A 25,491-nucleotide genomic window follows, 5' to 3' on the forward strand; every position below is an offset into this window, starting at 1 on the left:
TCAATCGCAAAACAACCCACGCGCAGCTTCTATATAGAGGCGTAAAAAAGACCATGCGCACTATATTGCTCATCCGTGATTAGTTGAGCATCATGCTCCAGGCGCCCCTCCCCCAATACTCTGGATGACCCCTCGCATGAATGACCAACCGCGCAGCCTTGCCTCGACCCTGTTTCCGGTGGGGCTGCTGCTTATTGCCATGGCCTCGATTCAGTCAGGGGCCTCACTGGCCAAGAGCATGTTCCCAGTCGTTGGCGCACAAGGAACCACAACCCTGCGGCTGATTTTCGCCAGCATCATCATGCTGCTTCTATTAAGACCCTGGCGCGCCAAGTTCACCACCAACACCCTGCGCACCGTGATCATCTACGGCATGGCCCTGGGCGGCATGAACTTCCTCTTCTATATGTCCCTCAGGAGTGTCCCTCTGGGCATCGCCGTCGCCCTCGAGTTCACAGGCCCCCTGGCAGTCGCCATCTATGCGTCACGCAAGGCCATAGACTTCCTGTGGATCGCTCTGGCTATCGTCGGGCTGCTACTGCTCATTCCCACCGGAGCCACAGAAACAGCCATCGACCTGGTCGGTGCAGGCTATGCACTGGGGGCTGGGGTCTGCTGGGCGCTGTACATACTCTTCGGACAGAAGGCCGGAGCCGAGAACGGCATTCAGACCGCCGCCCTGGGCGTCATGATTGCAGCTCTCTTTGTCGCCCCCATAGGCATCGTCCATGCCGGCGCCGCCCTGCTGACCCCCTCCTTGATCCCCGTCGCCCTGGGAGTCGCCATCCTGTCCACAGCCCTTCCCTATAGCCTGGAGATGGTTGCCCTGACCCGCATGCCAGCTCGTACCTTCGGCACCCTGATGAGCATCGAGCCCGCTTTCGGCGCGCTTTCGGGCCTGTTGTTCCTCCACGAGTACCTGTCCCTGTCCCAGTGGACGGCAATCGCTTGCATCATCCTGGCTTCAGTAGGCGCCACCATGACCATGCGCCGCGAGGCCAAACCAATAGTTGCCGTTGATTGAGATTCAAGTCTGGTAATTAGCGCTCATTTAGGCCATGTTTAGCCGGCTACTCAACGTCGCCCAGGGAGTTGCCGGACAGGGATATCGCACACGCAAAAGACGACAGGTAATGCAGTCACACTCGGGCGCCAGATCCGGGGCTAGCGATAAGGACGGGGATGAAACGATTTTTGATACTGTTGGCCGTACTTGCAATTGCAGGCTGCGCGGCAACCGCGAAAACCGAAGTCAAACGGGGTAAGAAAGGACTCCACATCAACTGCTCGGGTTTATCTTCTTCCTGGGAAAAGTGCTACACCAAGGCGACTGAGTCCTGCGGCCCCAAAGGCTACAAGGTCATCGCCAAATCCGGTGATACCGTGGAAGACCCAGGCGACTACCCCTTCGGCCTGAACCCTGCCGGCTACACCAGCCGCAGCATGATCGTCATCTGCAAATAGCCTTGCCGGTCAACTTGCAGGCAGCCGCTCCAGCTGTCCGATAATCTGCTCATGGCTGGACGCCAGCACCTGATGCTGAATGGCCGGGTTCACCAGCATTCGCGCCACCACCAACGCGCCAACGCACTGGGACAGGATCGACCAGGCCAGGCTCTCGCTGCCCAGAGTCTGCGCCCAGGCCTGGTGCAAGCTGCAGATCCAGTCCTGCGCTTCCTGCCGCACTTCTAGGCTCCCTCGGGCAATCTCCGCACCCAGTGCCGGCAGTGCGCAGCCGGCACCCGGCTGTTGCAGATGCGCCACGCTCAAGTACTGCTTCAGGCAACGACGCAACTTCTCCTGATTCTGCTGCCCTTCTCCCCCCAGACGCGCCAGGCTCTGGCTCAACTCGCGTTCGACAATCGAGCTGAACAATTCGTCCTTGGAGGTGAAGTGGCTATAGAAAGCCCCGCCACTCAGGCCAATGGCTTTCATCAAGGCATCCACCCCCACAGTGGAAAACCCTTCGTTCTTGGCCTGCGCCGCGCTGCTTTGCAAAAGACGCTCGCGGGTTTCCTGCTTGTGACTGGCTGAATAACGCATTCCCTGACGGGCTCCCAAGTTCTCTTGACGACGAAAAGATCATAGCATAACGTTCGTTTAGTTAACGATCGTTTACCAAAGAGCGAACCTCCCATGACTGCAACCTTGAACAAGAACAAAGTCGTACTGGTGGTGGGTGCCGGCGATGCGACCGGCGGTGCCATTGCCAAACGTTTCGCCGCCGAAGGCTTTATTGCCTGCATGACCCGCCGCAGCGCGGACAAGCTGCAACCCCTGGTGGACGCCATCCAGCAGTCCGGCGGCCAGGCCCATGGTTTTGGCTGTGATGCACGCAAAGAGGAGGACGTGATCACGCTGATCGAGCAGATCGAAACCCAGATCGGCCCTATCGAGGCGTTCGTCTTCAATATTGGCGCCAATGTGCCCTGCAGCATTCTTGAAGAAACCGCACGCAAGTATTTCAAGATCTGGGAAATGGCCTGTTTTTCGGGCTTTCTCAATGCCCGGGAAGTGGCCAAGCGCATGGCCAAGCGCCAACGCGGCACCATTCTGTTCACCGGCGCCACCGCAGGCGTGCGCGGTGCCGCCGGCTTTGCCGCCTTCGCCGGGGCCAAGCACGGCATTCGCGCCCTGGCCCAGAGCATGGCGCGGGAACTGGGCCCCCTGAACATTCATGTGGGCCATGTCATCGTCGACGGTGCCATCGACACCGATTTCATCCGTACCAGCTTTCCCGAAAAATACGCCCTCAAGGACCAGGACGGCATCCTCAACCCCGAGCATATCGCCGAAAACTACTGGTACCTGCACAGCCAGCCCCGGGACGCCTGGACCTTCGAGCTGGACCTGCGCCCGTGGAACGAACGCTGGTAAGGCCTTCTCCAATAACAACAATCAAGGAGTCTGAAACATGAGCAAAAAGGTGGAGTTCTTCTTCGACCTGGGCAGCCCGACCTCATACCTGGCCTATACCCAACTGCCAAAAATCTGCGCCGAAACCAACAGCCAGCTGGTGTATCAGCCCATGCTGCTGGGCGGGGTCTTCAAGACCACCGGCAACGCCTCCCCCATCAGTGTTCCCGCCAAGGGCCGGTACATGCTGCACGACCTGGCGCGCTTTGCCCGGCGCTATGGGGTAGAGCTCAACTTCAATCCGCACTTTCCCATCAATACCCTGCTGCTGATGCGCGCCACCACCGGGGTACAACTGCGCCTGCCGGAACGTTTCGGTGAATTCCTCGACTGCCTGTTCCGTGCGCTCTGGGTGGACAAACGCAATCTCAACGACCCGGCCACCATCACCCAGGTCCTGGAACAAGGCGGCTTCGACCCGCAGCAGATCCTCGACCTGAGCAATGACGAAGAGGTCAAGGCCACCCTCAAGGACAAGACCGAACAGGCGTTGCAAAAAGGAGTATTCGGCGCGCCCAGCATGTTCGTGGGAGACGAACTGTTCTTTGGCCAAGACCGTCTGGATTTCGTCCGCGAAGCCTTGAGCGCGCAGTAACCTGCCCTGTCCCTGGCAGCGGCCGCGCCATTGCCAGGAACCCATCGCGTGACGTCACCCGCCTTGCGCGGGTGACATCTTTCCTCAGATAGCCGCAGTACGGACCTGCAACCACTCCAAGGCGGGGCCCTCCAGCAGCGGGCTGAGGCGCCGGCGGACTTCGGCGTGATAGCCGTTGAACCATTCGCGCTCATCCTCGGTGAGCAGGGATGGCTCCAGGCAACGGGTATCGATCGGGCACAGGGTGAGGGTTTCGAAGTTCAGGAACTCACCGAACTCGGTCTTGCCCGCCTCACGGTTGAGCGCCAGGTTCTCGATTCGTACGCCCCAGCGGCCAGGGCGGTAGGTCCCGGGTTCGATCGAAGTGATCATCCCCGGTTGCATCGCGGTCTGCGGCGTCGCTGCGGCCTGATAGGCAATCACCTGCGGGCCTTCGTGAACGTTGAGGAAATAGCCGACGCCGTGCCCGGTGCCGTGCCCGTAGTCCACACCCTCGGCCCAGATCGGCGCCCGGGCGATGGCATCCAGCAACGGCGACAGAATGCCCCGCGGAAACTGCGCCCGGGACAGCGCGATAACACCCTTGAGCACCCGGGTGCAATCGCGCTTCTGCTCGGCACTCGGCGTTCCCACCGGCACCATGCGCGTGATGTCGGTGGTGCCCCCCAGGTACTGGCCGCCGGAATCGATCAGCAACAGGCCATCACCCTCGATGACCGCATGCTCTTCGGGCGTGGCGTGGTAGTGGGGCATGGCGCCGTTGGCGTTGAACGCAGCAATGGTATTGAAGCTCAGCGAGACATAACCCGGGCGCCGTTCACGGGCGGCCGTCAGGCGCTCATCGATGGTCAGCTCGGTAATGCGTTCACGCCCCAGGGCGCTGTCCAGCCAGGCGAAGAATTCGCAGAGCGCCGCGCCATCCTGCTCCATGGCCTGGCGAATGTGCTCGGCGTCCGCCAGGCTCTTGCGTGACTTGGCCAGGGTGGTGGGGTTGAGCCCTTCCAGCAGTTTCACCCCGGGGTTCAGGTGCTCCAGCAAGCCCGCGGTGACGCGCGCCGGGTCGATCTGCAACGCTACGCCCTCCGGCACGGCCCGCAAGGCCGCGGTCACTTCTGAATAGTCGCGCAGGCTGACGCCATCCACCTCCAGTTGCGCGCGCAATGCCTCATCGACCTTGCTCAAGGCCACGAACAAGATCGCCTGCTGCTGGCTGATCAGGGCAAAGGAGACAAACACCGGGTTGAAGGACACATCGGCGCCGCGCAGGTTGAACAGCCAGGCGATGTCATCGAGGGTAGCGATGAAATGCCAGTCGGCGCCGCGCTCCTTGAGGGTTTCGCGCAACGCCGCAAGCTTCTCGACCCGGCTCTGGGTGGCCTGGGGCGGCAGATGCTGATAGACCGGTTGCTCGGGCAAAGACGGGCGGTCGCTCCAGGCTTCTTGTAGCAGGTCGATATCGGTACGCAGGCTGGCCCCGCGTTCCTGCAGCTTGCTGCCCAGGGTACGGGCCGAAGCCAAGGCCATGACCGCGCCATCCACCGCCACCACCGCACCTTGCGGGGTCTGCTCGGCCAGCCAGTCCAGGGGCCCGGGCTGGCCCGGCTGCAACTTCACCAGCTCGATGCCGCTGCCCTTGAGTTCCTTGGTGGCCTGCTCCCAGTAACGGCTGTCGGCCCATACGCCGGCAAAGTCAGCGGTCACGATCAAAGTCCCGACAGACCCATGGAACCCCGATAGCCACTGGCGCCCTTGCCAATAGCCCGGCAGGTATTCCGACAGGTGCGGGTCGGCCGAAGGCACCAGCAAGGCGTGAATGCCTTCGCGGTTCATCAGCTGACGGACATGCGCCAGGCGCTGGGGGACCACTCCATTGGTCGAAGGCTGGGTACTCATTGTGTCTCCTTAACCGGCTTAATCATTGTTATGGAAGATCGAAGTCACTCGACCCTCAAGGTTGTGTTGTGGCCCAGAACGCAGGGGCTGAGGCGGTCGCCGCCTGGATCAGTTGAGCGGCGCGATCCACATCCTGTTCGCAGGTGAAACGCCCGAGGCTCAAGCGGATGGTCCGGGCGGCCTGCCCGGCATCATGCCCCAGCGCCAGCAATACATGGGAAGGCGCATTGCTTGCCGAGTTGCAGGCCGAAGTCGCGGAAAAGGCCAGGGCCGCGCCCAACGCCGCCCCATCAAAACCTCCCTCGGTGAAGGTCAGGCTCAGGGTGTGGGGAATGCGCTGGGTAACACTGCCATTCAAGCGCAGGCCGGCGATACCCGCCAGTTGCTCCAGCAGGCGCCCGCGCAGGCGCACGATGGCGGCGGTTTCTTCCTCGAACAGTTCGCCGGCCAGGGCGAAGGCGGCGCCCATGGCCGCGATCTGGTGGGTGGCCAGGGTTCCGGAGCGCAAGCCGCCCTCATGGCCGCCGCCATGAATCTGCGCCTGCACGTGTTGCTGCGCCCGCGGCCCGACATACAGCGCGCCGATGCCCTTGGGGCCATATAGCTTATGGGCCGAGAACGACATCAGGTCCACCGGCCACCGGGCCAGATCGATAGCCACCTTGCCCGCACCCTGGGCGGCATCCACATGCAACAGGGCGCCACGCTCACGCACCACCTGGCCAATGGCCGGAATGTCGTTGAGGGTGCCCAGTTCGTTGTTCACCAGCATCAACGACACCAGGAAGGTGTCGTCGCGCAGGGCTTCGCTGACCGCCTGCGCGCTGATCAGGCCATCGGCATCCGGCACCAGGTAGGTCACTGCGACCCCGGCCTCCTGCAGTTGCCGGGCGGTGTCGAGCACCGCCTTGTGTTCAATCTGGCTGGTGATGACGTGACCGCCGCTCACGCCCCGGGCCTGCATCACTCCCTTGAGGGCCAGGTTGTTGGATTCGGTAGCGCCGGAGGTCCAGACAATCTGCTCGGGCTGCGCGCCGACCAGTTGTGCCACTTGTTGCCGGGCGCGCTCGACGTAGCCCCGCGCCTCCCGGCCGAAGGCGTGCGAACTGGACGCCGGATTGCCGAAATGGGCGTTGAACCCAAGGCACTCCAGCATGACCTGAATGACCCGCTCATCCACTGGCGTGGTGGCGGCGTAGTCGAAATAAAGAGGACGCTTGTTCATGACTGAAAACCCGCAGAGCTTGTTCCAGGATCGGCATATGCTGGCAAAAAGGCGAGGCAGCCACGCGCCGTGCATAGGCGGCGCGGCCACGGCTGGCCTTGAGCAATACCCGATCGGATGCAGTTAAAGAAGAACATCTTCGTTTAAAAGTGCGTAGGAACGCTCCTGCATCGCAGCTTACAGGCTCGAGGCAGCGCCATGAAGCGCCGTTCAACTCATCTTTTCGAACAACAGCGGTGCCAAAGAAAGCACCAGCAAGGCGGCCATCAACAGATTGAACAGGCGCAACCAGCGCGGGTTGCGCAACACATTGCGCAGCAGGCTGCCGCACGCGGCCCAGAGGCTCACCGTGGGCGCATTGATCAACGCGAAGACCGCGGCAATCACCAGCACATTGGTGAAGTAGCCCTGCAACGGGGTGTAGGTACTGATGGCCCCCACTGCCATGACCCAGGCCTTGGGATTGACCCACTGGAACGCCGCGGCGCCCCAGTAGCCCAGCGGTCGGCCGTGGTGCTGCTGTTCATCGGACAGCGGCCCGGAACGGGCAATCTTCCACGCCAGGTACAAAAGGTACGCTGCGCCAACGTAGCGCAGCACGCTGTACAGCAGCGGGTAGGCCTCGAACACCGCCCCCAGGCCCAGGCCGACCGCCAGCACCAGGACAAAGAAGCCGCAGCTGATGCCGAGGATGTGGGGAATGGAACGGTTGAAGCCGAAGTTCACCCCCGAGGCCAGCAACATGGTGTTGTTGGGGCCGGGCGTGATGGAAGTGACCAGGGCAAACAGGGCGAAGGCCAACAGCAGGTCAGGGGAAAGGCTCATGGGGGCAAGGTCCGGGGCAGGTCGATCAGGCCTCGACCCTAACCCAGCCTCAGGCTGAAACCCACGGACAGTTGCTGAAAACTTGGACCAGTACAGTTCTTCTCAACTGGCAGGTTGATGGCGACTGATACTGCGCTGCGCGCTCATTTCACCCTGGCTGTCGAAGCTCGCCGGGCGGCCCAGCAACTCAGCCTTTTTCTGCTGGTATTCATCGAAGGACAAACCGCGCCGGTTCAACGCCTCCATAGCCAGCTCCCGGGTTTCCTGCGCGGTATAGGGCCGCAACTCCGGTGCACCGGGGCTGGAACAACCGGCCAGCACACTGGAAACCAACAACAGCAAGACAGCAGAGTAAGCCTTCATGGCGAGCACCTGGGGCGGGTTGCGAACAATGGACACAGGCTACTCGCGCGCCATCAGCGGCAAAAATCACCCTGCTCGATAGTGGCTATCGATTGTTTCAAGGCCAGAGGTCTGCGCAGCTTTTATATTCCATAAAGACCTATAAATATGGAAACAAGCTCTTTTGAGGAATAACAACAAGCCTTTATAACAGTCCCATCTCGCCCGCCAACTGTTGCCAGAGCAACTGTTGGCCAGGCAACAGCCGATCAACAAAACAGCGGCTGGGCAACAGCACCCGGCAGCTGCAGATCAGCGCAAAACCGCGCCGCACAAGGGCTGCAGGTCTTTGGTACAGCTCTTGCTCCAGAGCCCGGGACCTGCCACTGCTCGTTGAGCCACTGTTTAAAAAGGAACTGATCATGTCCCGCCCCTTGAACGTCGTAGCCCTTTCCGGTGGAACCTGGCGCCCATCGCGCACCCTGGTGCTGACCCAGGCCCTGCTGGCTGAACTGTCCGGGCACCTGTCCTTCAACGCCCACCTGATCGAACTGGGGGATATCGCCCGCCCGGTGGGTGCCGCCCTGTCGCGTCAGGAACTGCCGGCCGAGGTTGAAGCCGAACTCCAGGCCATCGAAAACGCCGACCTGCTGATCGTCGCCGCCCCGGTGTATCGCGGTTCCTATCCCGGCCTGCTCAAGCACCTGTTCGACCTGATCGATCTCAATGCCCTGATCGACACGCCGGTGCTGCTGGCCGCGACGGGTGGGAGCGAACGCCATGCCCTGGTTCTGGATCACCAGCTACGCCCACTGTTCAGTTTCTTCCAGGCCCTGACCCTGCCGATCGGCGTGTACGCCACCGAGGCCGACTTCAGCAATTACCAGATCACCAGCGACCTGCTCAAAGCGCGCATCCAGCTCGCCGCCGAACGGGCCGCGCCGCTGTTTCGCGCCCACCCGACCCACCTGCTGAAAATCGCCTGAGGAGCTGTCATGGATGTGTTCTGGTTTCTTCCGACCCACGGCGACGGCCATTTCCTCGGCACTGCCCAGGGCGCCCGCCCGGTCACCCTCAACTACCTCAAGCAAGTGGCGCAGGCCGCGGACAGCCTGGGCTACCACGGTGTGCTGATTCCCACCGGGCGCTCCTGCGAAGACTCCTGGGTCATTGCCTCGGCCCTGGTGCCCCTGACCGAACGCCTGCGCTACCTGGTGGCGATCCGCCCGGGGATCATCTCCCCCACGGTTTCCGCGCGCATGGCCGCGACCCTGGACCGACTGTCCAACGGCCGCCTGCTGATCAACGTGGTCACCGGCGGCGACCCGGACGAAAACCGCGGCGACGGCAGCTTCCTCAGCCACAGCGAACGCTATGAAGTCACTGATGAATTCCTGCAGATCTGGCGTCGGGTGCTGCAAGGCGAAGCCGTCGACTTCGAAGGCAAGCACCTGCATGTGCAGAACGCCAAGGCGCTCTACCCGCCCGTGCAGAAGCCCTACCCGCCGCTGTACTTCGGCGGTTCCTCCGAGGCCGCTCATGCACTGGCGGCGGACCAGGTGGATGTCTACCTGACCTGGGGCGAGCCACCGACGGCGGTGGCGCAGAAACTGGCCGACGTGCGCGAGCGTGCCGCGCGCAAGGGCCGCACGGTGAAGTTCGGCATCCGCCTGCATGTGATCGTGCGTGAGACCGAGGAGGAAGCCTGGAAGGCCGCGGACAAGCTGATCGAGCACATCAGCGACGACACCATCGCCGCCGCCCAGCAGTCCTTTTCCCGCTTTGACTCCGAAGGCCAGCGGCGCATGGCAGCGCTGCACGGCGGGCGCCGCGACCAGTTGCAGATCGCCCCCAACCTCTGGGCCGGGGTCGGGCTGGTGCGCGGTGGCGCCGGTACCGCCCTAGTGGGCAACCCGCAGCAAGTGGCCGAGCGCATCAAGGAGTACGCGGACCTGGGAATCGAGAGCTTCATTTTCTCCGGCTACCCGCACCTGGAAGAAGCCTATCGCTTCGCCGAGCTGGTGTTCCCGCTGCTGCCGGAGCCCTATGCCAGCCTGGCCGGCCGCGGTGTCACCAACCTCACCGGGCCGTTCGGCGAAATGATCGCCAACGACGTGTTGCCCAACAGCCGCTGAAATCCCCAATGCTGTTGCAGGAGCCGGCTTGTCGGCGAAGGCGATCTTCCGGCCCTCTTCGCTGACAAGCCAGTTCCTGCAGCTCGCAGCACCTTTTCCCGGCCGCCACAACGGCCACGAACGAGGAACACCGCGTGACTGCCAAACCGCAAAGCGCCCTGTTGTCCCCCCTGCAGACCGCCCGCCAACTGGCCGCCGAGTTTGCCCTGACCGCCGTCGAACGCGACGAGCGCGGTGGCACCCCCAAGGCCGAGCGCGACGCGCTGCGCCAAAGCGGCCTGCTGGCCCTGAGCATTCCCAGCCAGTTCGGCGGGCTTGGCGCGCCCTGGAGCGAGACGCTGAACATCGTCCGCGAATTCGCCCGGGTCGACAGCTCCATCGCCCACGTCTTCGGCTTCCACCACCTGATGCTGGCCACCGTGCGCCTGTTTGCCAAACCCGAGCAGTGGCAACCCTGGTTCGAACAGACCGCGCGCAAGAACTGGTTCTGGGGCAACGCCCTGAACCCGCTGGACACCCGCACCGTGGTCCGGAACCTGGGGGGCTGGCGCGAGTTTTCCGGCAAGAAGAGCTTCTGTTCCGGTGCCAGCGACTCGGAAATGCTCATCGCCTCGGCAGTGGATGAAAGCAACGGCGGCAAGTTGCTGATCGCCGCGATCCCCAGCGGCCGCAGCGGCATCACCCTGCACCACGACTGGAACAACATCGGCCAGCGCCAGACCGATAGCGGCAGCGCCACCTTCGAACGGGTACGGGTGGAAGAGTCGGAACTGCTGCTGGACCCCGGCCCCCTGAGCACACCATTTGCCTGCCTGCGCCCGCTGATCGCCCAACTGACCTTCACCCACATGTTCCTCGGCATCGCCGAAGGCGCCTTCGAAGAAGCCCGGCAGTACACCCTCGGTGAAACCCGGGTCTGGCATAAGTCCAGCGCCCAGGACGTGCGCCAGGACCCCTACATACTCAGCCACTACGGCGAATTCTGGGTCGCCCTGGAAGGCATCCGCCTGCTGGTGGAGCGGGCCGCCGCGCTGCTGGACCAGGCCTGGGCCAAGGGCCCGGCCCTCAGCGCCGAAGAGCGCGGGCACCTGGCCACGGCCATCGCCACCGCCAAGGTCGCCGCCAGCCGCCAGGGCCTGGAGCTGTGCAGCCGCCTGTTCGAAGTCACCGGCGCGCGCTCGACCCACGCCTCCCTGGGCCTGGACCGGCACTGGCGCAACCTGCGCACCCAGACCCTGCACGACCCGCTGGACTACAAGCTTCATGAGCTGGGCGACTGGGCGCTGAACCAGTCCCTGCCAACCCCGACTTTCTACTCCTAGCCTTCTGTTCGACGGAGAGTGCTGATGCAGCTTCTGACCCTACCCCCTTCGCCCGCCCTGGCGACCTCGATCCGCGCCACCGCCCAGGTGTTCGAGGACCCGAAATCCCAGGCCCTGCTGGCGCACCTGCAACAGGTGGCACCGAGCGAAGCCAGCGTGCTGATCATTGGCGAAACCGGGACCGGCAAGGAACTGGTGGCGCGCCATATCCACAACCTCAGTGCCCGGCGCAACCGACCGTTCGTGGCGGTGAACTGCGGTGCCTTCTCCGAATCCCTGGTGGAGGCGGAACTGTTCGGCCACGAGAAAGGCGCCTTTACCGGCGCCCTCAGCGCCAAGGCCGGCTGGTTCGAAGAGGCTGACGGCGGCACCCTGTTCCTCGACGAGATCGGCGACCTGCCCATGGCCATCCAGGTCAAGCTGCTGCGGGTGCTGCAGGAGCGCGAAGTGGTGCGCCTGGGTTCGCGCAAGAGCATTCCCATCGATGTGCGCGTATTGGCCGCCACCAACGTGCAACTGGAAAAGGCCATCAACGCCGGGCATTTTCGCGAAGACCTGTATTACCGCCTGGACGTGGTCAGCCTGGAACTGAGCCCGCTGCGCGAGCGCCCCGGCGACATCCTGCCGCTGACCCGGCACTTCATCGAGGCCTACAGCCAGCGCCTGGGCTACGGCAGCATCAGCATCAGCCCCGAGGCCGAGCACAAGCTCAAGAGCTACAGTTGGCCGGGCAACATCCGCGAGTTGGAAAACGTCATCCACCACACCCTGCTGATCTGCCGCAACGGGGTGATCCAGCGCGACGACCTGCGCCTGTCGAACATGCGCATCGAACGCGCCGACGACAGCCACCCGAGCCACGACGACTCTGCCGAGGCCCTGCTGGAACGGGCCTTTGAAAAACTCTTCGCCGAACAGGCCGGGGCCCTGCACGAAAAGGTCGAGGATGCCTTGCTGCGCGCGGCCTACCGCTTCAGCCACTACAACCAGGTGCACACCGCCAACCTGCTGGGCCTGAGCCGCAACGTCACCCGGACCCGGCTGATCAAGATCGGCGAACTGGCGGTGAACAAGCGGCGCCCGCTCGATGCGCCCAACGAGCGCACCCTGCAACTGTCGATCTAGCCCGGCAGGTCGCAGTGCAAGGCATTATCGTGGCTGCGGGCGATGCTGCTGCGCACCTGGAATGAACCGAAGGTCACGGTCTTGGCCTGGTGGGCCAGGATCAACTGCCAGAAATCCTGCTCGCCGTTCTCGAAGCGCCGGAACGCCGCTTCGCCGGCTTCCCGGGATTGCCATTGCAGGTAATTGAGCACCCGCCGGCCATCGTCGCTGGCCTGCACGCTGGCACTCAGGAAACCGCCATAGCCCTGGGCCAGGCGCTCGGTCTGCTCGGCCAGGGCCGATACCAGGGCCTGTTGCTGATGGGGCTCGATTTCGAACTCGATCAATTGGGTAAAGCTGCGGGCCTTTTCAAAAGCGCTCATGGATCACTCTCCACTGGGGGCAAACAGAATATTGCTGTTGAATGCGCCGCAGGGTAAAACCTCTAGTTAAGTCAAGGTCAAGCGTATTTTTCCTCCCGAGGTGCATTGATGATCGAACCCGACTCCCATCAAAAAGAGCTGAGCGTCGGCCAACTGTCGGCCCGCAGTGGCGTGGCCGTCACCGCGCTGCATTTCTACGAAACCAAGGGCCTGATCCACAGCCATCGCAACGCGGGCAACCAGCGCCGCTACCCACGTTCAGTGCTGCGCCGGGTGTCGCTGATCAAGGTGGCCCAGCGCCTGGGCATTCCCCTGGCAGAAATCGGCCAGGCCCTGGCGACCCTGCCCGCCGACCGCGCGCCCACTGCCGCAGACTGGCAGCGATTGTCGGAACAGTGGAGCCGCGAACTGGACCAACGCATCCGCCAGCTGAGCCTGCTGCGCGAGCGGCTGAACCAGTGCATTGGCTGTGGCTGCCTGTCCATGGAAGGGTGCCCGCTGCGCAACTATGGAGATGTCCTGGGAGACGCCGGCCCGGGCGCCCGCCTGCTGGAGCCCGACGCTGCCACCGACGCCCCGTAGCCGGCCACCCTTACAGGAGCCGGCTTACCGGCGAAGGCTGACTCTCGGGCCTCTTCGCTGGCAAGCCAGGTCCTACAGCCACATCGCCTTCATACCCGTAGGAGCCGGCTTGCCGGCGAAGGCGATCTCACGGGCATCTTCCCTCGCAAGCCGGATTCCCGCTCAGCGCTGACGGGTAAGAAAGCCTGTGCAACATCGTAAGTAAAAACGTCCCTATGCTAATGTCGCGTCCTGCTTCCTACGACGAGCTTCGCTTCCATGCCAAGGACTGCCACTTTCGAAAAGCCACGCTGGCTGCGCGATCTGCTGCGCTTTCTCCCCCTGAAAAGCCAGTTCGTACTGTCCGGCAACGTCCGCGACCTGCAGGCCAGTGAGGTCGCCCCCGGGGTCATCACCCCCCAGCCCTTCAACCTCAACCTGCGCGATGAACTGCTGGCAGCCGGCTATGCCCAGGTGCTGAGCTGGGATCCCCTTGGCGGCCTCAGGGTTTTGCTGCCCCCCGGCAGCGAGCCGGCCCAGGCCGATAACCTGCTGCGTGAACTGGGCCTGACCCCGGTGGACGGGGCCGCGCCAGCCGGCCTCGACCTGTTGTCGGCGACCTTGCCACGCCTGGTGGAGCGCCAGGGCGCGCCCCTGGCCCTGATTGTCGATTTCGCTTCACGCCTGGTGATCCGCAACGACGCCCTGAGCGCCGCAGAACACCAGTTGTTCACCCAGGCCCTGGTGCTGTCCCTCCAGGCCCGCAGCCGCCCGGCGGGGGAGCAGCGCACGCCATTCTTCAACAGCATTCTCTGGGTGGTGGAAAAGGAAGGCGACCTGCCCGACTGGATGCTGATCGACAACCCACGCCTGCGCCCGATTCCCGTGTCCAAACCTGACCAGCAGGCCCGCCAGGCCCTGGCCCCGGCACTGTTGCGCGGCCTGCCCGGCGCCCAGGAGGCCAGCGAAGAAAGCCGCGATAGCGCGGTGCGGGCCTTCGTCGAAAATACCGAGGGCTTGCTGCTGCTCGACCTCAACGCGATCGTCCAGCTGGCCCGGGTCGAAGGCCTGGCCATGGAACGCATCGGCGATGCCGTACGCCGCTATAAAGTCGGGGTCACCGAAGACCCCTGGCTGAAGATCGACCGCCAGCGCATCCGCCAGGCCGACGGCTTCATTCGCCAGCGGGTCAAGGGCCAGGGCCACGCCGTGACCCACATGCTGGATATCGTCAAGCGCGCCATGACCGGGGTCGGCGCCAGCCGCAAGGGCAACCGGCCCCGGGGCGTGGCCTTTCTTGCCGGGCCCACCGGGGTCGGCAAGACCGAACTGGCCAAGACCATCACCAGCCTGCTGTTTGGCGATGAAAGCGCGTACATCCGCTTCGATATGTCGGAATTCAGCGCCGAACACGCCGACCAGCGCCTGGTAGGCGCGCCACCCGGCTATGTCGGCTACGACGTGGGCGGCGAACTGACCAACGCGATCCGCGAAAAACCCTTCAGCGTGGTGCTGTTCGACGAGATCGAAAAGGCTCACCCGCGGATCCTCGACAAGTTCCTGCAGATCCTGGATGACGGTGTGCTTACCTCAGGCCGGGGCGACCGGGTGTACTTCTCCGAGGCGCTGATCGTCTTCACCTCCAACCTGGGCATCTACCGTCAGGGCGACAACGGCGAGCGAGTCGCCAACGTCCAGCCCGGCGAAGCCTTCGAAGCGGTGCAAGGCAAGGTCCAGGGCGAAATCGAGCGCTATTTCAAACTGGTGCTCAACCGCCCGGAAATCCTCAACCGGATCGGCGAGAACATCATCGTCTTCGACTTCATCCGCCCGGACATCGCCGAGCAGATCTTTCAGCAGATGGTCGGCAATATCCTCGCCGACCTGGCGGCCCAGGCCCTGCATGTGCAGCTCGATGACGACTCGCTGCACAACCTGCGCCAGCTGTGCCTACAGGACCTGTCCAACGGTGGCCGGGGCATTCGCAACCAATTGGAGGCGCACCTGCTCAACCCCCTGGCCCGGGCCCTGTTCGACCAGGATGCGCAGCCCGGCCAATCCTTCGACATCCGCCAACTGCAGGCCGGCGGCCTGCAACTGCTTGCCCGCGCCTCGTGAACATCAGCCTGTCGCGGGTGCACTTCCCGGTCACCACCCTGGGGCCGGGGCAGCGCCTGGGCCTGTGGTTCCAGGGGTGCAGCATCCGCTGTGAAGGCTGCATTTCCGCGGACACCTGGGGGCCGGGCAAGCACCCCTTGCCGTTGGCCCAGGTGCTGGACGACCTGCAACCCTGGCTGGCCCAAGCCGAAGGCATCACCCTGTCCGGCGGCGAGCCCTTTGACCAGCCCGAGGCGCTGCTTGCCCTGCTTCGAGGCCTGCGCGAACGCACCGGGGTCGACATCCTGGTCTACAGCGGCCACCCCCTGGAAACCCTGCAACCGCTATTGCAACAAGCCGAAGGCCTGCTGGATGCACTGATCTGCGACCCCTTCGAGCAACAACAGGCGCAAACGCTGGTCCTACGGGGCAGCGACAACCAGCGCCTGATCTTCTTGACCGAGCTGGGCCGCCAGCGTCTGTCCACCTACCAGCGCCCGCTGCACCACCAAGACCGTGCGCTGGATGTGATGTTCGACGACGACGGCAGTGTCTGGATGGCTGGAATTCCCCGGCGTGACGACGTGCTGCGTCTGCGCGACCTGCTGCACGACCAGGGCCACCAACTCCAGATCAGCGCCCACACCTCACGCCGCCGTTAACCGGAACCGCTACCGATGATACGTTTTTGCCCCAATTGCCAGACTGAACGCCCCCTGGCCGAAATTTTCTGTGAAGGCCAGGTAGACAACCGGGCCTGCGGCTGGGAACTCTCCGGCGAGGCGATTCATCCCGAAGGCTGGCGCCCACAACCGGTAGTCACCCTCGAAGCGCTTGAGCCGCAGCCCCCGGTCGCGGCGGACAGCGGCTCCCCCCTGCTCTGCGGCAACGGTCATGCCATGGCGGACGGCGACTTGATGTGCCTGGTCTGCGGCGCCGACCCGCTCGCCCCGGAGCAACAGCCACCCGCCGCGCCCCCGGCCGCCGACAGTGAAACCGTGATCGAAGGCTGGCGCCTGCTGCGCCAGATCAGCAGCGGCGGCGTGCGCGAGCGCTTTATCGCCGAGCACCGGGAAACCGCGCACCAGGCGGTGCTGACCCTGTACCAGGCCGGCGCCGAACCCGACCCGTCGGTGTACGAAGCCCTCAAGCGCCTGCCCCGGGAGCACGTGCCGGAAATCATCCTCACCGGCCGCTGGGACGAGCGCGCCTTCGAAGTGGCCGAGGAACTCACCGGCGGCACCCTGGCCGACCTGGGGATCGTGGTCAGCGACAGAGCCGCGGTGCAACACATCGTCCGTGAGCTGGGCCAGGCCCTGCATGCCTTCAGCGAAGCCGGCCTGCGCCACCGCGACCTGCGCCCGGCCACCTTGCTGGTGCGCAGCCGCGAGCCCCTGGACCTGGTGATCAGCGGCTTCGGTTCGGCGCGGCTGTCGGAGTTCGACCTGGACATCGTCTCGCCCCTGGAAACCAGCCGCTACATGGCCCCCGAAGCCATTGCCGGGGGCGTGGCCGCAGCGTCCGACTGGTGGAGCCTGGGGATGATCCTGCTGGAACAGCTGACCCAGGGAGAATGCTTCGCCGGCATCAATGCCAACGCCTACCTGATTCACATTCTGGCCAACGGCGTGCTGCTGCCGGACGACCTCGACCCGCGCCTGGAACTGCTGCTGCGCGGCCTGCTGGCCCGGGACCGCCACCAGCGCTGGCAATGGCCCCAGGTGCAGGCCTGGCTCCAGGGCGAAAGCCCCAGCGTCCCGGCCTCGGTCGCCAGTGAAGAGGACGCCGAGGAAGGCGCCAGCATCGCCTTGGGCAGCCGGCGCTTTCGCCGACCAGGGCCGTTCGCCCTGGCTGCCGCCGAAGTCGAACACTGGCCCCAGGCCCTGGATCACCTGCTGCGCGGGGTGATCGTCACCTGGGCCGAACAGGCCGGTTTGCCCGCACGGCAGTTGGCGGGCCTGCGCCAGGTGGCCCAGCACGAAGGGCTGGACGATGACACCCGGCTGATGCTCGCCCTGAAACTGCTGAACCCGGAAATGCCCCTGATCCAGCGCGGCGAGATCGTCACCCCCGGCTGGTTGCTGGAGCATCCCCTGGACGGTTACCGCTTGATCAGCGGCCCGGCCCCGGACCTGCTGGAACGCCTGGAGACCGAGCACTGGCTGTCGCGGCTCAAGCTGCGGGCCGAACAGGTACGCCAGCGCGCCCTGCACCAGGCCATCGAACTGGACGAGGAGCAACTGCGCATCTACCTGCTCTCCAGCTCCCGCGCCCGTCTGGCCGCACAGTGGGAAGAACGCCAGCGCCTGCTGCCGGACAGCGAGCACCACGGCATCCTGTCCCTGGCCGACCGGCGCTCCATCAGCGAAGAAGACCTGATCGTGCTGCTCAGCGCCGCCATCGGGCAGTTCCGCTCGGTGGACGCGATCCTCGAAGAAGCCGCCACCCTGGCCCGCGAAGCCGTGGTCCTGAGCTTCGATGCGGCCAGTGCGCGTACCCTGCTGGGGCTGCCGCGCCCGGCCTTGTACCGTGAAGTCGATGAGCGCATCAGCGGCTTTGCCCGTTGTGGCGTGCCGAGCGTCGATGAATGGGCCGAGCAGTTCCGCCTGGAACGCCGCATGCCCCTGGCCAGGGCCCTGGTGCTGCTGGCCATCGGCGCCGAGCAGTGGCTGGAGCCGCAAAAGCAGCACTACGTGTCGCAGATCCTCGACTTCTTCGAGAAGAAGGTCGCCAGCGTGGTGCTGCGCGGCCCGCTGGTGCGCATGAGCATCGGCAAGACCACCGCCCGGGTCGACCTCAACGAACTGCACAGTGAGCGCAGCCCGGCCCCGGCGCTGCTGGATCACCTGGTGGCGCGCAACGCCCAGCCCATCAGCCTCGACCCGGCGTGCTTCGCCGAAAACCCGCAGCTGGATGCACGGCTCAACAGCCTGTACCGCCAAAGCTCGCTGTACAAGCGCGACACCGGGATCGATGGCCTGTACCTGGGCTTCCCCTTCCTCCTGACCCGGGACGCGCGTGGCACCACTCGTACTCGCATCGCGCCGTTGCTGCTGTGGCCGGTCAAGCTGCTGCTGGAAGTCGGCAGCCGCGGCAAGGTGGCCCTGGTCTTCGACAGCGAGCGTGAAGAGGTGCGCCTCAATCCGGGGCTCGACACCTTGCTGGGCATCGATGCCGCCAAGCTCTGGCGCAAGGCCGCCGATGAACTGCTGGGGCGTTCGGCGCTCAAGGCCGCCGACGTGATGGACGCCTTCGGCATGCTGGCCACTGCCAGCTCCCGGGTGCTCGGCAGCCTGCCACCGCCGAGCACCGAAGTGCCGCCCTACCAGGATCAACTGGCCTGTGCCGCCGTGCTGTTCCATGTGGCCTTCATGGGCCAGGCCATCGGCGAGGACCTGCGCCAGCTCAAGGCCCTGCCCCCCGGCGGCACCGGCCTGGAAACCGCCCTGCGCCTGAGTCCGACGGAACCAGACAGCAGCGAAAGCCAGGCCACCCCGCTCGCGCCTGAACTGCAGCGCTTCTTTACCGTGGCCAGCGACCCCTCCCAGGAAGCCGCGGTGCTCCAGGCCCGACAGGCCCCCGGACTGCTGGTGGAAGGTCCGCCCGGCACCGGCAAGAGCCAGACCATCGTCAACATGGTGGCCGACGCCATCGGCCGCCAGCGCAGCCTGCTGATCGTCTGCCAGAAGCACGCCGCCCTGGAAGTGGTGCACAAGCGCCTGGTGGCCGAAGGCCTGGGCAACCGGGTGGTGATGCTCAACGACATCAACCGTGACCGCGAACCGGTGATCCGCAGTGTCCGCGAACAGCTCGAAGCCCTGTTCAAGGACGATGCCGTCCAGCAACCCTGGCTGCACCAGCGTGAACGCCTGGCGGCACGCATCGAAGCCCTGGAGGGCGAACTGGATCGCTTCCACCAGAGCCTGCACCGCATCGATGAACACTGTGGCTTGAGCTACCGCCAGTTGATCGGCGAGCTGATCGGCCTGGAACAGGGGCCCGCGGCCCTGGATGTCCCGGTATTGCGCCAGCACCTGGCGGCCCTGGACATCGCCAGCCTGACCCGCCTGGAAGAAGCCTGCGCGCCGCTGATCCGCCTGTGGCTGCCGGCCCGCTATGAACACAGCGCCCTGGCCCAGCTCCAGCCCTTCCCCACCGACGCCGCCACGGTGCAAGCGTTCAACCAGGGCTTCGAGCGCCTGCTGAGCTGCGAGGAGCAGCGCCTGGAAACCCTGCAGGCGCACCCGGCCGACTTCGAAGTCGACGACCCGGCGCCCTACCGCGCCTGGCTCGACCAGCACCTGCACAGCCTGCTGGGCCTGGACGATGAGCGTCGCCAACGGCTGGCACGCTGGCTCCCGCTGTTTCGTGGCAGCAACGGCCAGGCCGCAGAAGGCGACGGGCTGATCCAGGCCCTGCAGGCACTGGCTCAACAACTGGAACAGTGCGACGCCGCCGCTTACCAGGCCGACCTGGCGCCGGGCCTCAGCGCCCTGCCCGCGGCCCAACTGCGCACCCTGCAGCAACGCGCCCGCGCCGTTATCCAGGGTCGCTCCTGGCTGGCGCGGCTCAACCCGCTGCGCCTGATCCGCCAGCGCCAGCTACTGGCCTTCCTCGCCGAACAGGGCGCCGCGGCCCAGCCGCAGCGCCTGCCGGAACTGCTGGCGGCGGCCCTGCTGGAAAGCCAGTGGCGGCCCTTGCGCGCGCAATTGCAACACCTGCATCAGCAACTGAGCCTTGCACAAATCGCCAGCGATTGCGGCCCGGGCCTGCTGCCGCAGGTACGCCAGGACCTCGGGCAACTGCAAGAAATGCGCGCCCTGGCCATGACCCTGGCGCAAGCCCCCCGGGTGGAGCAGTTGGATGCGGTGGTGCTGACCGGCGAGCGGCACTCCCTGGACAGCCTGCTGGCCGGCTACGACGCCGCGTTTATCCGCCACAGCGTGCGCCAGGACAGCCTGAATGCCCTGCAACGCCTGAATCAGTGGCTGCAACCCGAGCTGCTGGGCCAACTGCGCCAGCGCGTGGAGCACAACCAGGGCAATCAGTCGGCCCTCAACCGCCTGCGCGACGCCTTGCCGACCCTGAGCGCCTACCAGGCTTTCCGGGCCCGGGCCGGCCAGCTGTCGCCGGCGGACCTGGAGTTGCTGGTAGTCCTGCGCGATTACCAGGACGCGCTCGACGCCATTCCAGCCGAGCAACTGGAAGCCGTGGTGCGGCGCATGCTCAACCGTGAAGCGCGGCTGGGCTGGAAGCGCCAGATCGAACAACGCCAACCCGAGCTGATGCTCGAGCACAGCGAAACCGCGGCGAAGATCGCCAGCCTGGGCGAGGCCGACACCCAGATGCGCAACCTCAACCGTCAGTTGCTCAGTGAAGGCATCGACCTGTCGCGCCTGGGCACCCGCAAACAGTGGGAGGACGTCACCCGCCTCACCGGGCGTCGTTCGCGACGCTTGCGCGAGTTCATGGAAATGGGCGCCGGCCTGGGGCTGATGAGCCTGCGCCCGGTGTGGCTGATGAACCCGGACGTGGCCAGCCGGGTGCTGCCGCTCAAGCCCGGGCTGTTCGATACGGTGATCTACGACGAAGCCTCGCAGATGCCGGTGGAGTTCGCCCTGCCGACCCTGTACCGGGGCCGGGTCACGGTGGTCAGCGGCGACGAGAAGCAGATGCCGCCCACCGCCTTCTTCTCCAGCCGGGTGGAAAGCGACGAAGCCGAACTGTTCGATGGCGATCAGCCGGACGCCGATGCCGACGAGGAACAACGGGAGGCCTTCGAAGACACCTGGAACCGCCGCGAAATCAAGGACTGCCCGGACCTGCTGCAACTGGCTCGCAGCTCGCTACCCGCCACCACCCTGCAGATCCACTACCGCTCGGCCTACCGCGAGCTGATCGGTTTCTCCAACGCCTCGTTCTACGGCAACCGCCTGAGCATCCCGGTACGCCATCCCCAGGCCAATATCCTGGCCATCAAGCCGCTGGAGCTGATCCGCGTGGACGGCGTCTATCAGCAGCAGGTCAACCCCGACGAGGCCGAACGGGTGGTGGACTACCTGGCCGAGCTCTGGCAGGCGCCCTACGCCGAACGCCCCTCGGTGGGGGTGGTGACCTTCAACCGCAAGCAGGCCGACCTGATCGAAGAGCGCCTGGAGTTGCGCGCCGAGCAGGATCCGGCGTTTCGTGCGGCCTACAGCCAGGAGCGCGAACGCAGCGAGGACGGCGAGGACATGTCGGTGTTCGTCAAGAACGTCGAGAACGTCCAGGGCGATGAGCGCGACATCATCGTGTTCTCCTCGACTTTCGGGCGTAACAGCCAGGGCAGCTTCCGCCGCAACTTCGGGGTCCTGGGGCAGACCGGCGGCGAGCGCCGGCTCAATGTGGCGGTGACCCGGGCCCGGCGCAAAGTGGTGATGATCACCTCGATGCCGATTGCCGATATCTCCGACATGCTCACCACCCAGCGCCCGCCCGCCAGCCCGCGGGACTACCTGCAAGGCTACCTGGAGTACGCCCGCGCCCTGTCGGCCGGGGAGTTTGCCAGCGGCCACAGCCTGCTGGGGCGCCTGGTCACCGAGCGCCAGGATGCCAGGGTCCAGCACAACGCCCACAGCGACGGCTTCACCCAGGCGGTGGCGGCGTTCATCCGCACCCTGGGCTGGAGCCCGGTCAGCGCCAACGAAGGGGATGCCTTCGGCCTGGACTTTGCCATCGAGCACCCCGATACCGGGCTCTACGCCCTGGGCATCGAATGCGATACCCCGCGCCACGGCCTCCTGGCCCGCGCTCGCTCCCGGGAAATCTGGCGCCCTTCGGTGCTGCGCCGGGCCATTCCCCACCTGCACCGGGTCTCGTCGCAGGCCTGGTACCACGACCCTGAAGGCGAGCGCGCGCGCCTGCAGGCCGCCATCGAGCAGGCCCTGCAGCCGCTGGCCGTTGCCGATTCGGTGACGCAGCCCCAAGCCCTGGCAGACACGGAGCAAACCCCATGAGCGGCCCGAAAGTGGTGCGTATCGTCACCCGTGAAGAAATCCTGGAGATCTGCGCCGGCCACCTGCGGCGCCTGGAGCAGGCGATTGCCCGCTGGGAAGAGCAGGCCCAACGCCTGGGGCAACTGACCGAACAGGAGCGGGCCGCCACCCAAGGACGTTTCGAGCAATTGCGCCAGTTGATCGAGGCCGATCGCCTGCAGGACCTGCAAAAGCAGGTACCGATCGAGATCGAGTTCCTCAAGGACGATCTGCAACAACGGGAAAACCGCGCGGTGCAGCAAGCCACGCAACAGCGCCAACTGGCCCGCCGCCAGCGGGAGAACGCCGCCACCCTGCTGGGTGCCCTGCAAGGCAAGCCGCTCGCAGCCCAATTGCTGGAGCCGTTGCGAGCGATTGCCGAGGGGCAGCCGGTGGCCGCTGTGGAGTCGGTCCTGGCCCAGGGTTTCGCCAGCCTGGGGGCAGCAGTCGAAGAACAGGGCCTGAGCGAGGCCCAGCAGCAACTGGCCCGGCGCCTGCAAGGCGAAACCCCAACCCAGACCCTGGCGCAGTGGCGCGCCGCCCATGAGCCAGCGGAACCCAGACTGGAACGCATCGAGCAGCACATTGCCCAGTTGCTGACCCTCGATGATCAGGCCAGCGCCGAACCCTACCTGGCCAAGTTGCGCCAGATAGATGCAGAAACCCGCGTGCAGCAGCGCAACCTGCTGCTGGACAGCCTGGTGCTGGAGCTGGCCCAGGCCACCCGCGACAGCCAGGAGCGCCGCGCGCGCCTGGCGCGCCTTGAGGAACTGGCCAGCGAAGTGGCGACCTTGTGCCCCGCAAGCGCCGAGAACGAGCTGGCCCAGGCCGGCCAATGCAGCCTGGCCCATATGGCACCAGTGGATGGGCTGATTGCCCGTTTCAGTGCGCTGATCGAAGCCGAGCTGCAACAACGCGCCGCCCTGGCCCGCCGCCAGGCGGTACTCGAAGGGTTGGCCAGCCTGGGCTACGAAGTTCGCGAGGGCATGGCCACCGCCTGGGCCCAGGACGGCAGGGTGGTGCTGCGCAAGGGCGCCACTCCGGGGTATGGCGTGGAGGTGGGCGGCAATGCCGACAACGGCCGGTTGCAGGTACGCGCGGTAGCCCTCAGCGCCCAGCGCGATACCCAGCGCGACAAAGACATCGAGACCATCTGGTGCGGCGAGTTCCAGCGGCTGCAAGCCCTGCTGGCGGCCCGGGGCGACAACCTGAGCATCGAGAAAGCCCTGGCCGTAGGGGCGGTGCCGCTCAGGGAGGTGCTGCTGGACGACACCCGGCAGCAACACCGGGAGCAGGCGCAACAGCGCACCTGACCCGCCTCGCCCCCTGGAAACCGGCTTGCCGGCGAAGGCAATCTCGCGGGCCTCTTCGCTGGCAAGCCAGCTCCTACAATCCGCCTCCCCGTAGGAGCCGGCTTGCCGGCGAAGGCGATCTCACGGGCCCGTTCGCTGGCAAGCCAGCTCCTACAATCCGCCTCCCCGTAGGAGCCGGCTTGCCGGCGAAGGCGATCTCTCGGGCCTCTTCGCTGGCAAGCCAGCTCCTACAAGGGGGCAGATGCTCAGAAGCCGGGGGCGATCTGGCCCTTGTAGCGGGTCAGGATGAACTGGCGCACGGCGTCGGAGTTCAGCGCCTTGGCCAGTTTCTGGATCCGCGGGTCGTTGATGTTGTCCGGGCGCGCCACCAGAAATTCGATGTACAGGTCCTTGCCCTTCTCCACGATCAAGGCGCTGTTGGTATCGATCCCGGCCTCCAGGGCGTAGTTGGCGAAGACAAACGCCAGGTCCACCTGGCTTACCGAGCGGGCCAGCAAGGCGCCTTCCAGTTCACGGATCTTCAGGTGCTTGGGGTTCTCGACAATGTCGCGCTGGGTGGCCAGGGTGTTGCTCGGGTCCTTGAGCTTGATCAGCCCCGCTTCATCCAGCAGCACCAGGGCCCGGCCGGTGTTCACCGGGTCGTTGGGAATCGACACGCTGGCCCCGTCCTTGAGCTCGGCGATGCTCTTGATCTTGGTGGAATAGGCGCCGAACGGTTCGATGTGCACCCCCACCACGGGCACCAGGTCGGTGTGCCGGGTCTTGTTGAAGTCATCGAGGAACGGCCGGTACTGGTAGTAGTTGGCGTCGAGGTTCTTCAGCGCCAGTTGCTGGTTGGGCTGGATGAAGTCGGTGAACACCTTGATCTGCAGGTCCACGCCTTCCTTGGCCAGTTGCGGTTTGACGAATTCGAGGATCTCGGCGTGGGGCACCGGGGTCGCGCCCACCAGCAGCTTTTCGTTGGCGTTGACGCTCAGGGACAGTACGGCGGCCAATACGGCCAGGGTCTTCTTCATGGGTTGCTCCTAAGGCAGAGGCAGGCAGCCGTCGTGGGGCGCACGTGGGGCCGTGTTTCGGGTTGGGTTCGAAGAAATCGCTTCAACGGCGGCTGTAGTGCGCCACCAGGCGGTCGCCGGTCATCTGCAGGGCCTGCACCAGCACCAGCAGCAGGACCACGGTGACCACCATCACATCGGTCTGGAAACGCTGGTAGCCGTAGCGGATGGCCAGGTCGCCCAGGCCGCCGCCACCGATCACCCCGGCCATGGCGGTGTAATCCACCAGCACGATGGCGGTCACCGTGACCGCCGCCAGCAGGCCGCCCCGGGCTTCGGGCAGCAAGGTGTGGCGAATGATCTGCCAGGTGCTGCCGCCCATGGCCTGGGTCGCTTCCACCACCCCGCGGTCCACTTCCCGCAGGGCGGTTTCCACCAGCCGGGCAAAGAACGGCGTGCAGCCCACCACCAGCGGCGGGATGGTGCCCGGCACGCCAAGCGAGGTGCCCACCAGCAAGGTGGTCAGGGGAATCAGCACGATCAGCAAGATGATGAAGGGCAAGGAGCGCAGCATGTTGACCAGCACCGACAGCACCCGATACAGGCCCACCGCTTCATGCAACTGGCGCTTGCCGGTGAGAAACAGCAGCACGCCCAGAGGCAGCCCCAGCAGCACGGTAAAACCCAGGGCCGCGCCGAGCATGCTCAGGGTATCGACGCAGGCCTGGGCGATATCGGCCCAGTAAATGTTCTTGAAGAGTTCGGCCATGGT

At 65.2% G+C, this 25,491-nt stretch carries 21 protein-coding genes; 13 read left to right on the plus strand and 8 right to left on the minus strand.

What is annotated here, in order from left to right:
- The first annotated feature begins 136 nt into the window (after positions 1-136).
- Complete coding sequence (gene rhtA, locus KCG88_RS07185; protein ID WP_210712144.1) at positions 137-1,024, plus strand: threonine/homoserine exporter RhtA; 888 nt, start codon at positions 137-139, stop codon at positions 1,022-1,024.
- Positions 1,025-1,182: 158 nt separating this feature from the next.
- A complete protein-coding gene (locus KCG88_RS07190; protein WP_047288091.1) occupies positions 1,183-1,464 on the plus strand; it encodes a hypothetical protein in 282 nt (93 codons plus the stop codon).
- A 9-nt stretch (positions 1,465-1,473) separates the two neighbouring features.
- On the opposite strand, the gene KCG88_RS07195 is transcribed toward KCG88_RS07190, so the two are convergent.
- Positions 1,474-2,043, minus strand: coding sequence for a TetR/AcrR family transcriptional regulator (locus KCG88_RS07195; protein ID WP_210712145.1), 570 nt, complete (start codon positions 2,041-2,043; stop codon positions 1,474-1,476).
- A 93-nt stretch (positions 2,044-2,136) separates the two neighbouring features.
- Between KCG88_RS07195 and KCG88_RS07200 the strand changes: the two genes are divergently transcribed.
- Both KCG88_RS07200 and KCG88_RS07205 read left to right on the plus strand, forming a co-directional pair.
- Positions 2,137-2,877 (plus strand): SDR family oxidoreductase, encoded by a 741-nt coding sequence (locus KCG88_RS07200; RefSeq protein WP_210712146.1) that lies wholly within the window; start codon positions 2,137-2,139, stop codon positions 2,875-2,877.
- A 37-nt stretch (positions 2,878-2,914) separates the two neighbouring features.
- Complete coding sequence (locus tag KCG88_RS07205) at positions 2,915-3,511, plus strand: 2-hydroxychromene-2-carboxylate isomerase (protein WP_047288092.1); 597 nt, start codon at positions 2,915-2,917, stop codon at positions 3,509-3,511.
- 84 nt (positions 3,512-3,595) lie between these two features.
- On the opposite strand, the gene KCG88_RS07210 is transcribed toward KCG88_RS07205, so the two are convergent.
- From KCG88_RS07210 to KCG88_RS07225, 4 genes are all read right to left on the minus strand, one after another.
- The gene (locus KCG88_RS07210; RefSeq protein WP_210712147.1) at positions 3,596-5,404 is read right to left on the minus strand and encodes an aminopeptidase P family protein; all 1,809 of its coding nucleotides are present in this window, start codon (positions 5,402-5,404) and stop codon (positions 3,596-3,598) included.
- Between the two features lie 55 nt (positions 5,405-5,459).
- Entirely contained in the window at positions 5,460-6,629 is a 1,170-nt protein-coding gene (locus KCG88_RS07215; RefSeq protein ID WP_047337426.1) for an aminotransferase class V-fold PLP-dependent enzyme, read from the minus strand.
- A 210-nt stretch (positions 6,630-6,839) separates the two neighbouring features.
- Complete coding sequence (locus KCG88_RS07220; RefSeq protein WP_015636467.1) at positions 6,840-7,454, minus strand: LysE family translocator; 615 nt, start codon at positions 7,452-7,454, stop codon at positions 6,840-6,842.
- A gap of 102 nt (positions 7,455-7,556) precedes the next feature.
- A complete protein-coding gene (locus tag KCG88_RS07225; RefSeq protein WP_210712148.1) occupies positions 7,557-7,817 on the minus strand; it encodes a hypothetical protein in 261 nt (86 codons plus the stop codon).
- Positions 7,818-8,218: 401 nt separating this feature from the next.
- Here KCG88_RS07225 and msuE point away from each other — a divergent pair, with 401 nt between their 5' ends.
- The 4 genes from msuE (at position 8,219) to KCG88_RS07245 (ending at position 12,378) form a co-directional block, all read left to right on the plus strand.
- Positions 8,219-8,782: an FMN reductase gene (msuE, locus tag KCG88_RS07230; RefSeq protein WP_015636469.1), complete on the plus strand. Its 564-nt coding sequence runs from the start codon at positions 8,219-8,221 to the stop codon at positions 8,780-8,782.
- Positions 8,783-8,791: 9 nt separating this feature from the next.
- The gene (gene ssuD / locus KCG88_RS07235) at positions 8,792-9,931 is read left to right on the plus strand and encodes an FMNH2-dependent alkanesulfonate monooxygenase (protein ID WP_210712149.1); all 1,140 of its coding nucleotides are present in this window, start codon (positions 8,792-8,794) and stop codon (positions 9,929-9,931) included.
- Positions 9,932-10,065: 134 nt separating this feature from the next.
- Positions 10,066-11,253, plus strand: coding sequence for an acyl-CoA dehydrogenase family protein (locus KCG88_RS07240; RefSeq protein ID WP_011062433.1), 1,188 nt, complete (start codon positions 10,066-10,068; stop codon positions 11,251-11,253).
- 24 nt (positions 11,254-11,277) lie between these two features.
- Entirely contained in the window at positions 11,278-12,378 is a 1,101-nt protein-coding gene (locus KCG88_RS07245) for a sigma-54 dependent transcriptional regulator (RefSeq protein WP_047337430.1), read from the plus strand.
- Here the strand turns inward: KCG88_RS07245 and KCG88_RS07250 are convergent.
- Entirely contained in the window at positions 12,375-12,740 is a 366-nt protein-coding gene (locus KCG88_RS07250) for an antibiotic biosynthesis monooxygenase (RefSeq protein ID WP_047288099.1), read from the minus strand. The genes KCG88_RS07245 and KCG88_RS07250 overlap by 4 nt on opposite strands.
- A 108-nt stretch (positions 12,741-12,848) precedes the next feature.
- Between KCG88_RS07250 and soxR the strand changes: the two genes are divergently transcribed.
- From soxR to KCG88_RS07275, 5 genes are all read left to right on the plus strand, one after another.
- Positions 12,849-13,322, plus strand: coding sequence for a redox-sensitive transcriptional activator SoxR (gene soxR / locus KCG88_RS07255; RefSeq protein WP_047288100.1), 474 nt, complete (start codon positions 12,849-12,851; stop codon positions 13,320-13,322).
- Positions 13,323-13,580: 258 nt separating this feature from the next.
- Positions 13,581-15,419 carry an AAA family ATPase gene (locus tag KCG88_RS07260; RefSeq protein WP_210712150.1) on the plus strand — a complete coding sequence of 613 codons (1,839 nt, stop codon included), beginning with the start codon at positions 13,581-13,583 and terminating at the stop codon, positions 15,417-15,419.
- On the plus strand, positions 15,416-16,060 hold the full coding sequence (locus KCG88_RS07265; protein ID WP_047337432.1) for a 4Fe-4S cluster-binding domain-containing protein: 645 nt from the start codon (positions 15,416-15,418) through the stop codon (positions 16,058-16,060). The genes KCG88_RS07260 and KCG88_RS07265 overlap by 4 nt, the downstream gene beginning before the upstream one ends.
- Before the next feature lie 15 nt (positions 16,061-16,075).
- Positions 16,076-22,393 (plus strand): AAA domain-containing protein, encoded by a 6,318-nt coding sequence (locus tag KCG88_RS07270; RefSeq protein WP_210712151.1) that lies wholly within the window; start codon positions 16,076-16,078, stop codon positions 22,391-22,393.
- Entirely contained in the window at positions 22,390-23,724 is a 1,335-nt protein-coding gene (locus KCG88_RS07275) for a hypothetical protein (RefSeq protein WP_210712152.1), read from the plus strand. The genes KCG88_RS07270 and KCG88_RS07275 overlap by 4 nt, the downstream gene beginning before the upstream one ends.
- A 245-nt stretch (positions 23,725-23,969) precedes the next feature.
- On the opposite strand, the gene KCG88_RS07280 is transcribed toward KCG88_RS07275, so the two are convergent.
- The gene (locus tag KCG88_RS07280; protein WP_047288105.1) at positions 23,970-24,740 is read right to left on the minus strand and encodes a MetQ/NlpA family ABC transporter substrate-binding protein; all 771 of its coding nucleotides are present in this window, start codon (positions 24,738-24,740) and stop codon (positions 23,970-23,972) included.
- Between the two features lie 82 nt (positions 24,741-24,822).
- Positions 24,823-25,488, minus strand: a complete 666-nt coding sequence (locus tag KCG88_RS07285) for a methionine ABC transporter permease (RefSeq protein ID WP_011062441.1) — start codon at positions 25,486-25,488, stop codon at positions 24,823-24,825.
- Between the last annotated feature and the right edge of the window lie 3 nt (positions 25,489-25,491).

Source organism: Pseudomonas sp. MWU349 (genome assembly GCF_017947325.1).
Taxonomy (GTDB): domain Bacteria; phylum Pseudomonadota; class Gammaproteobacteria; order Pseudomonadales; family Pseudomonadaceae; genus Aquipseudomonas; species Aquipseudomonas protegens.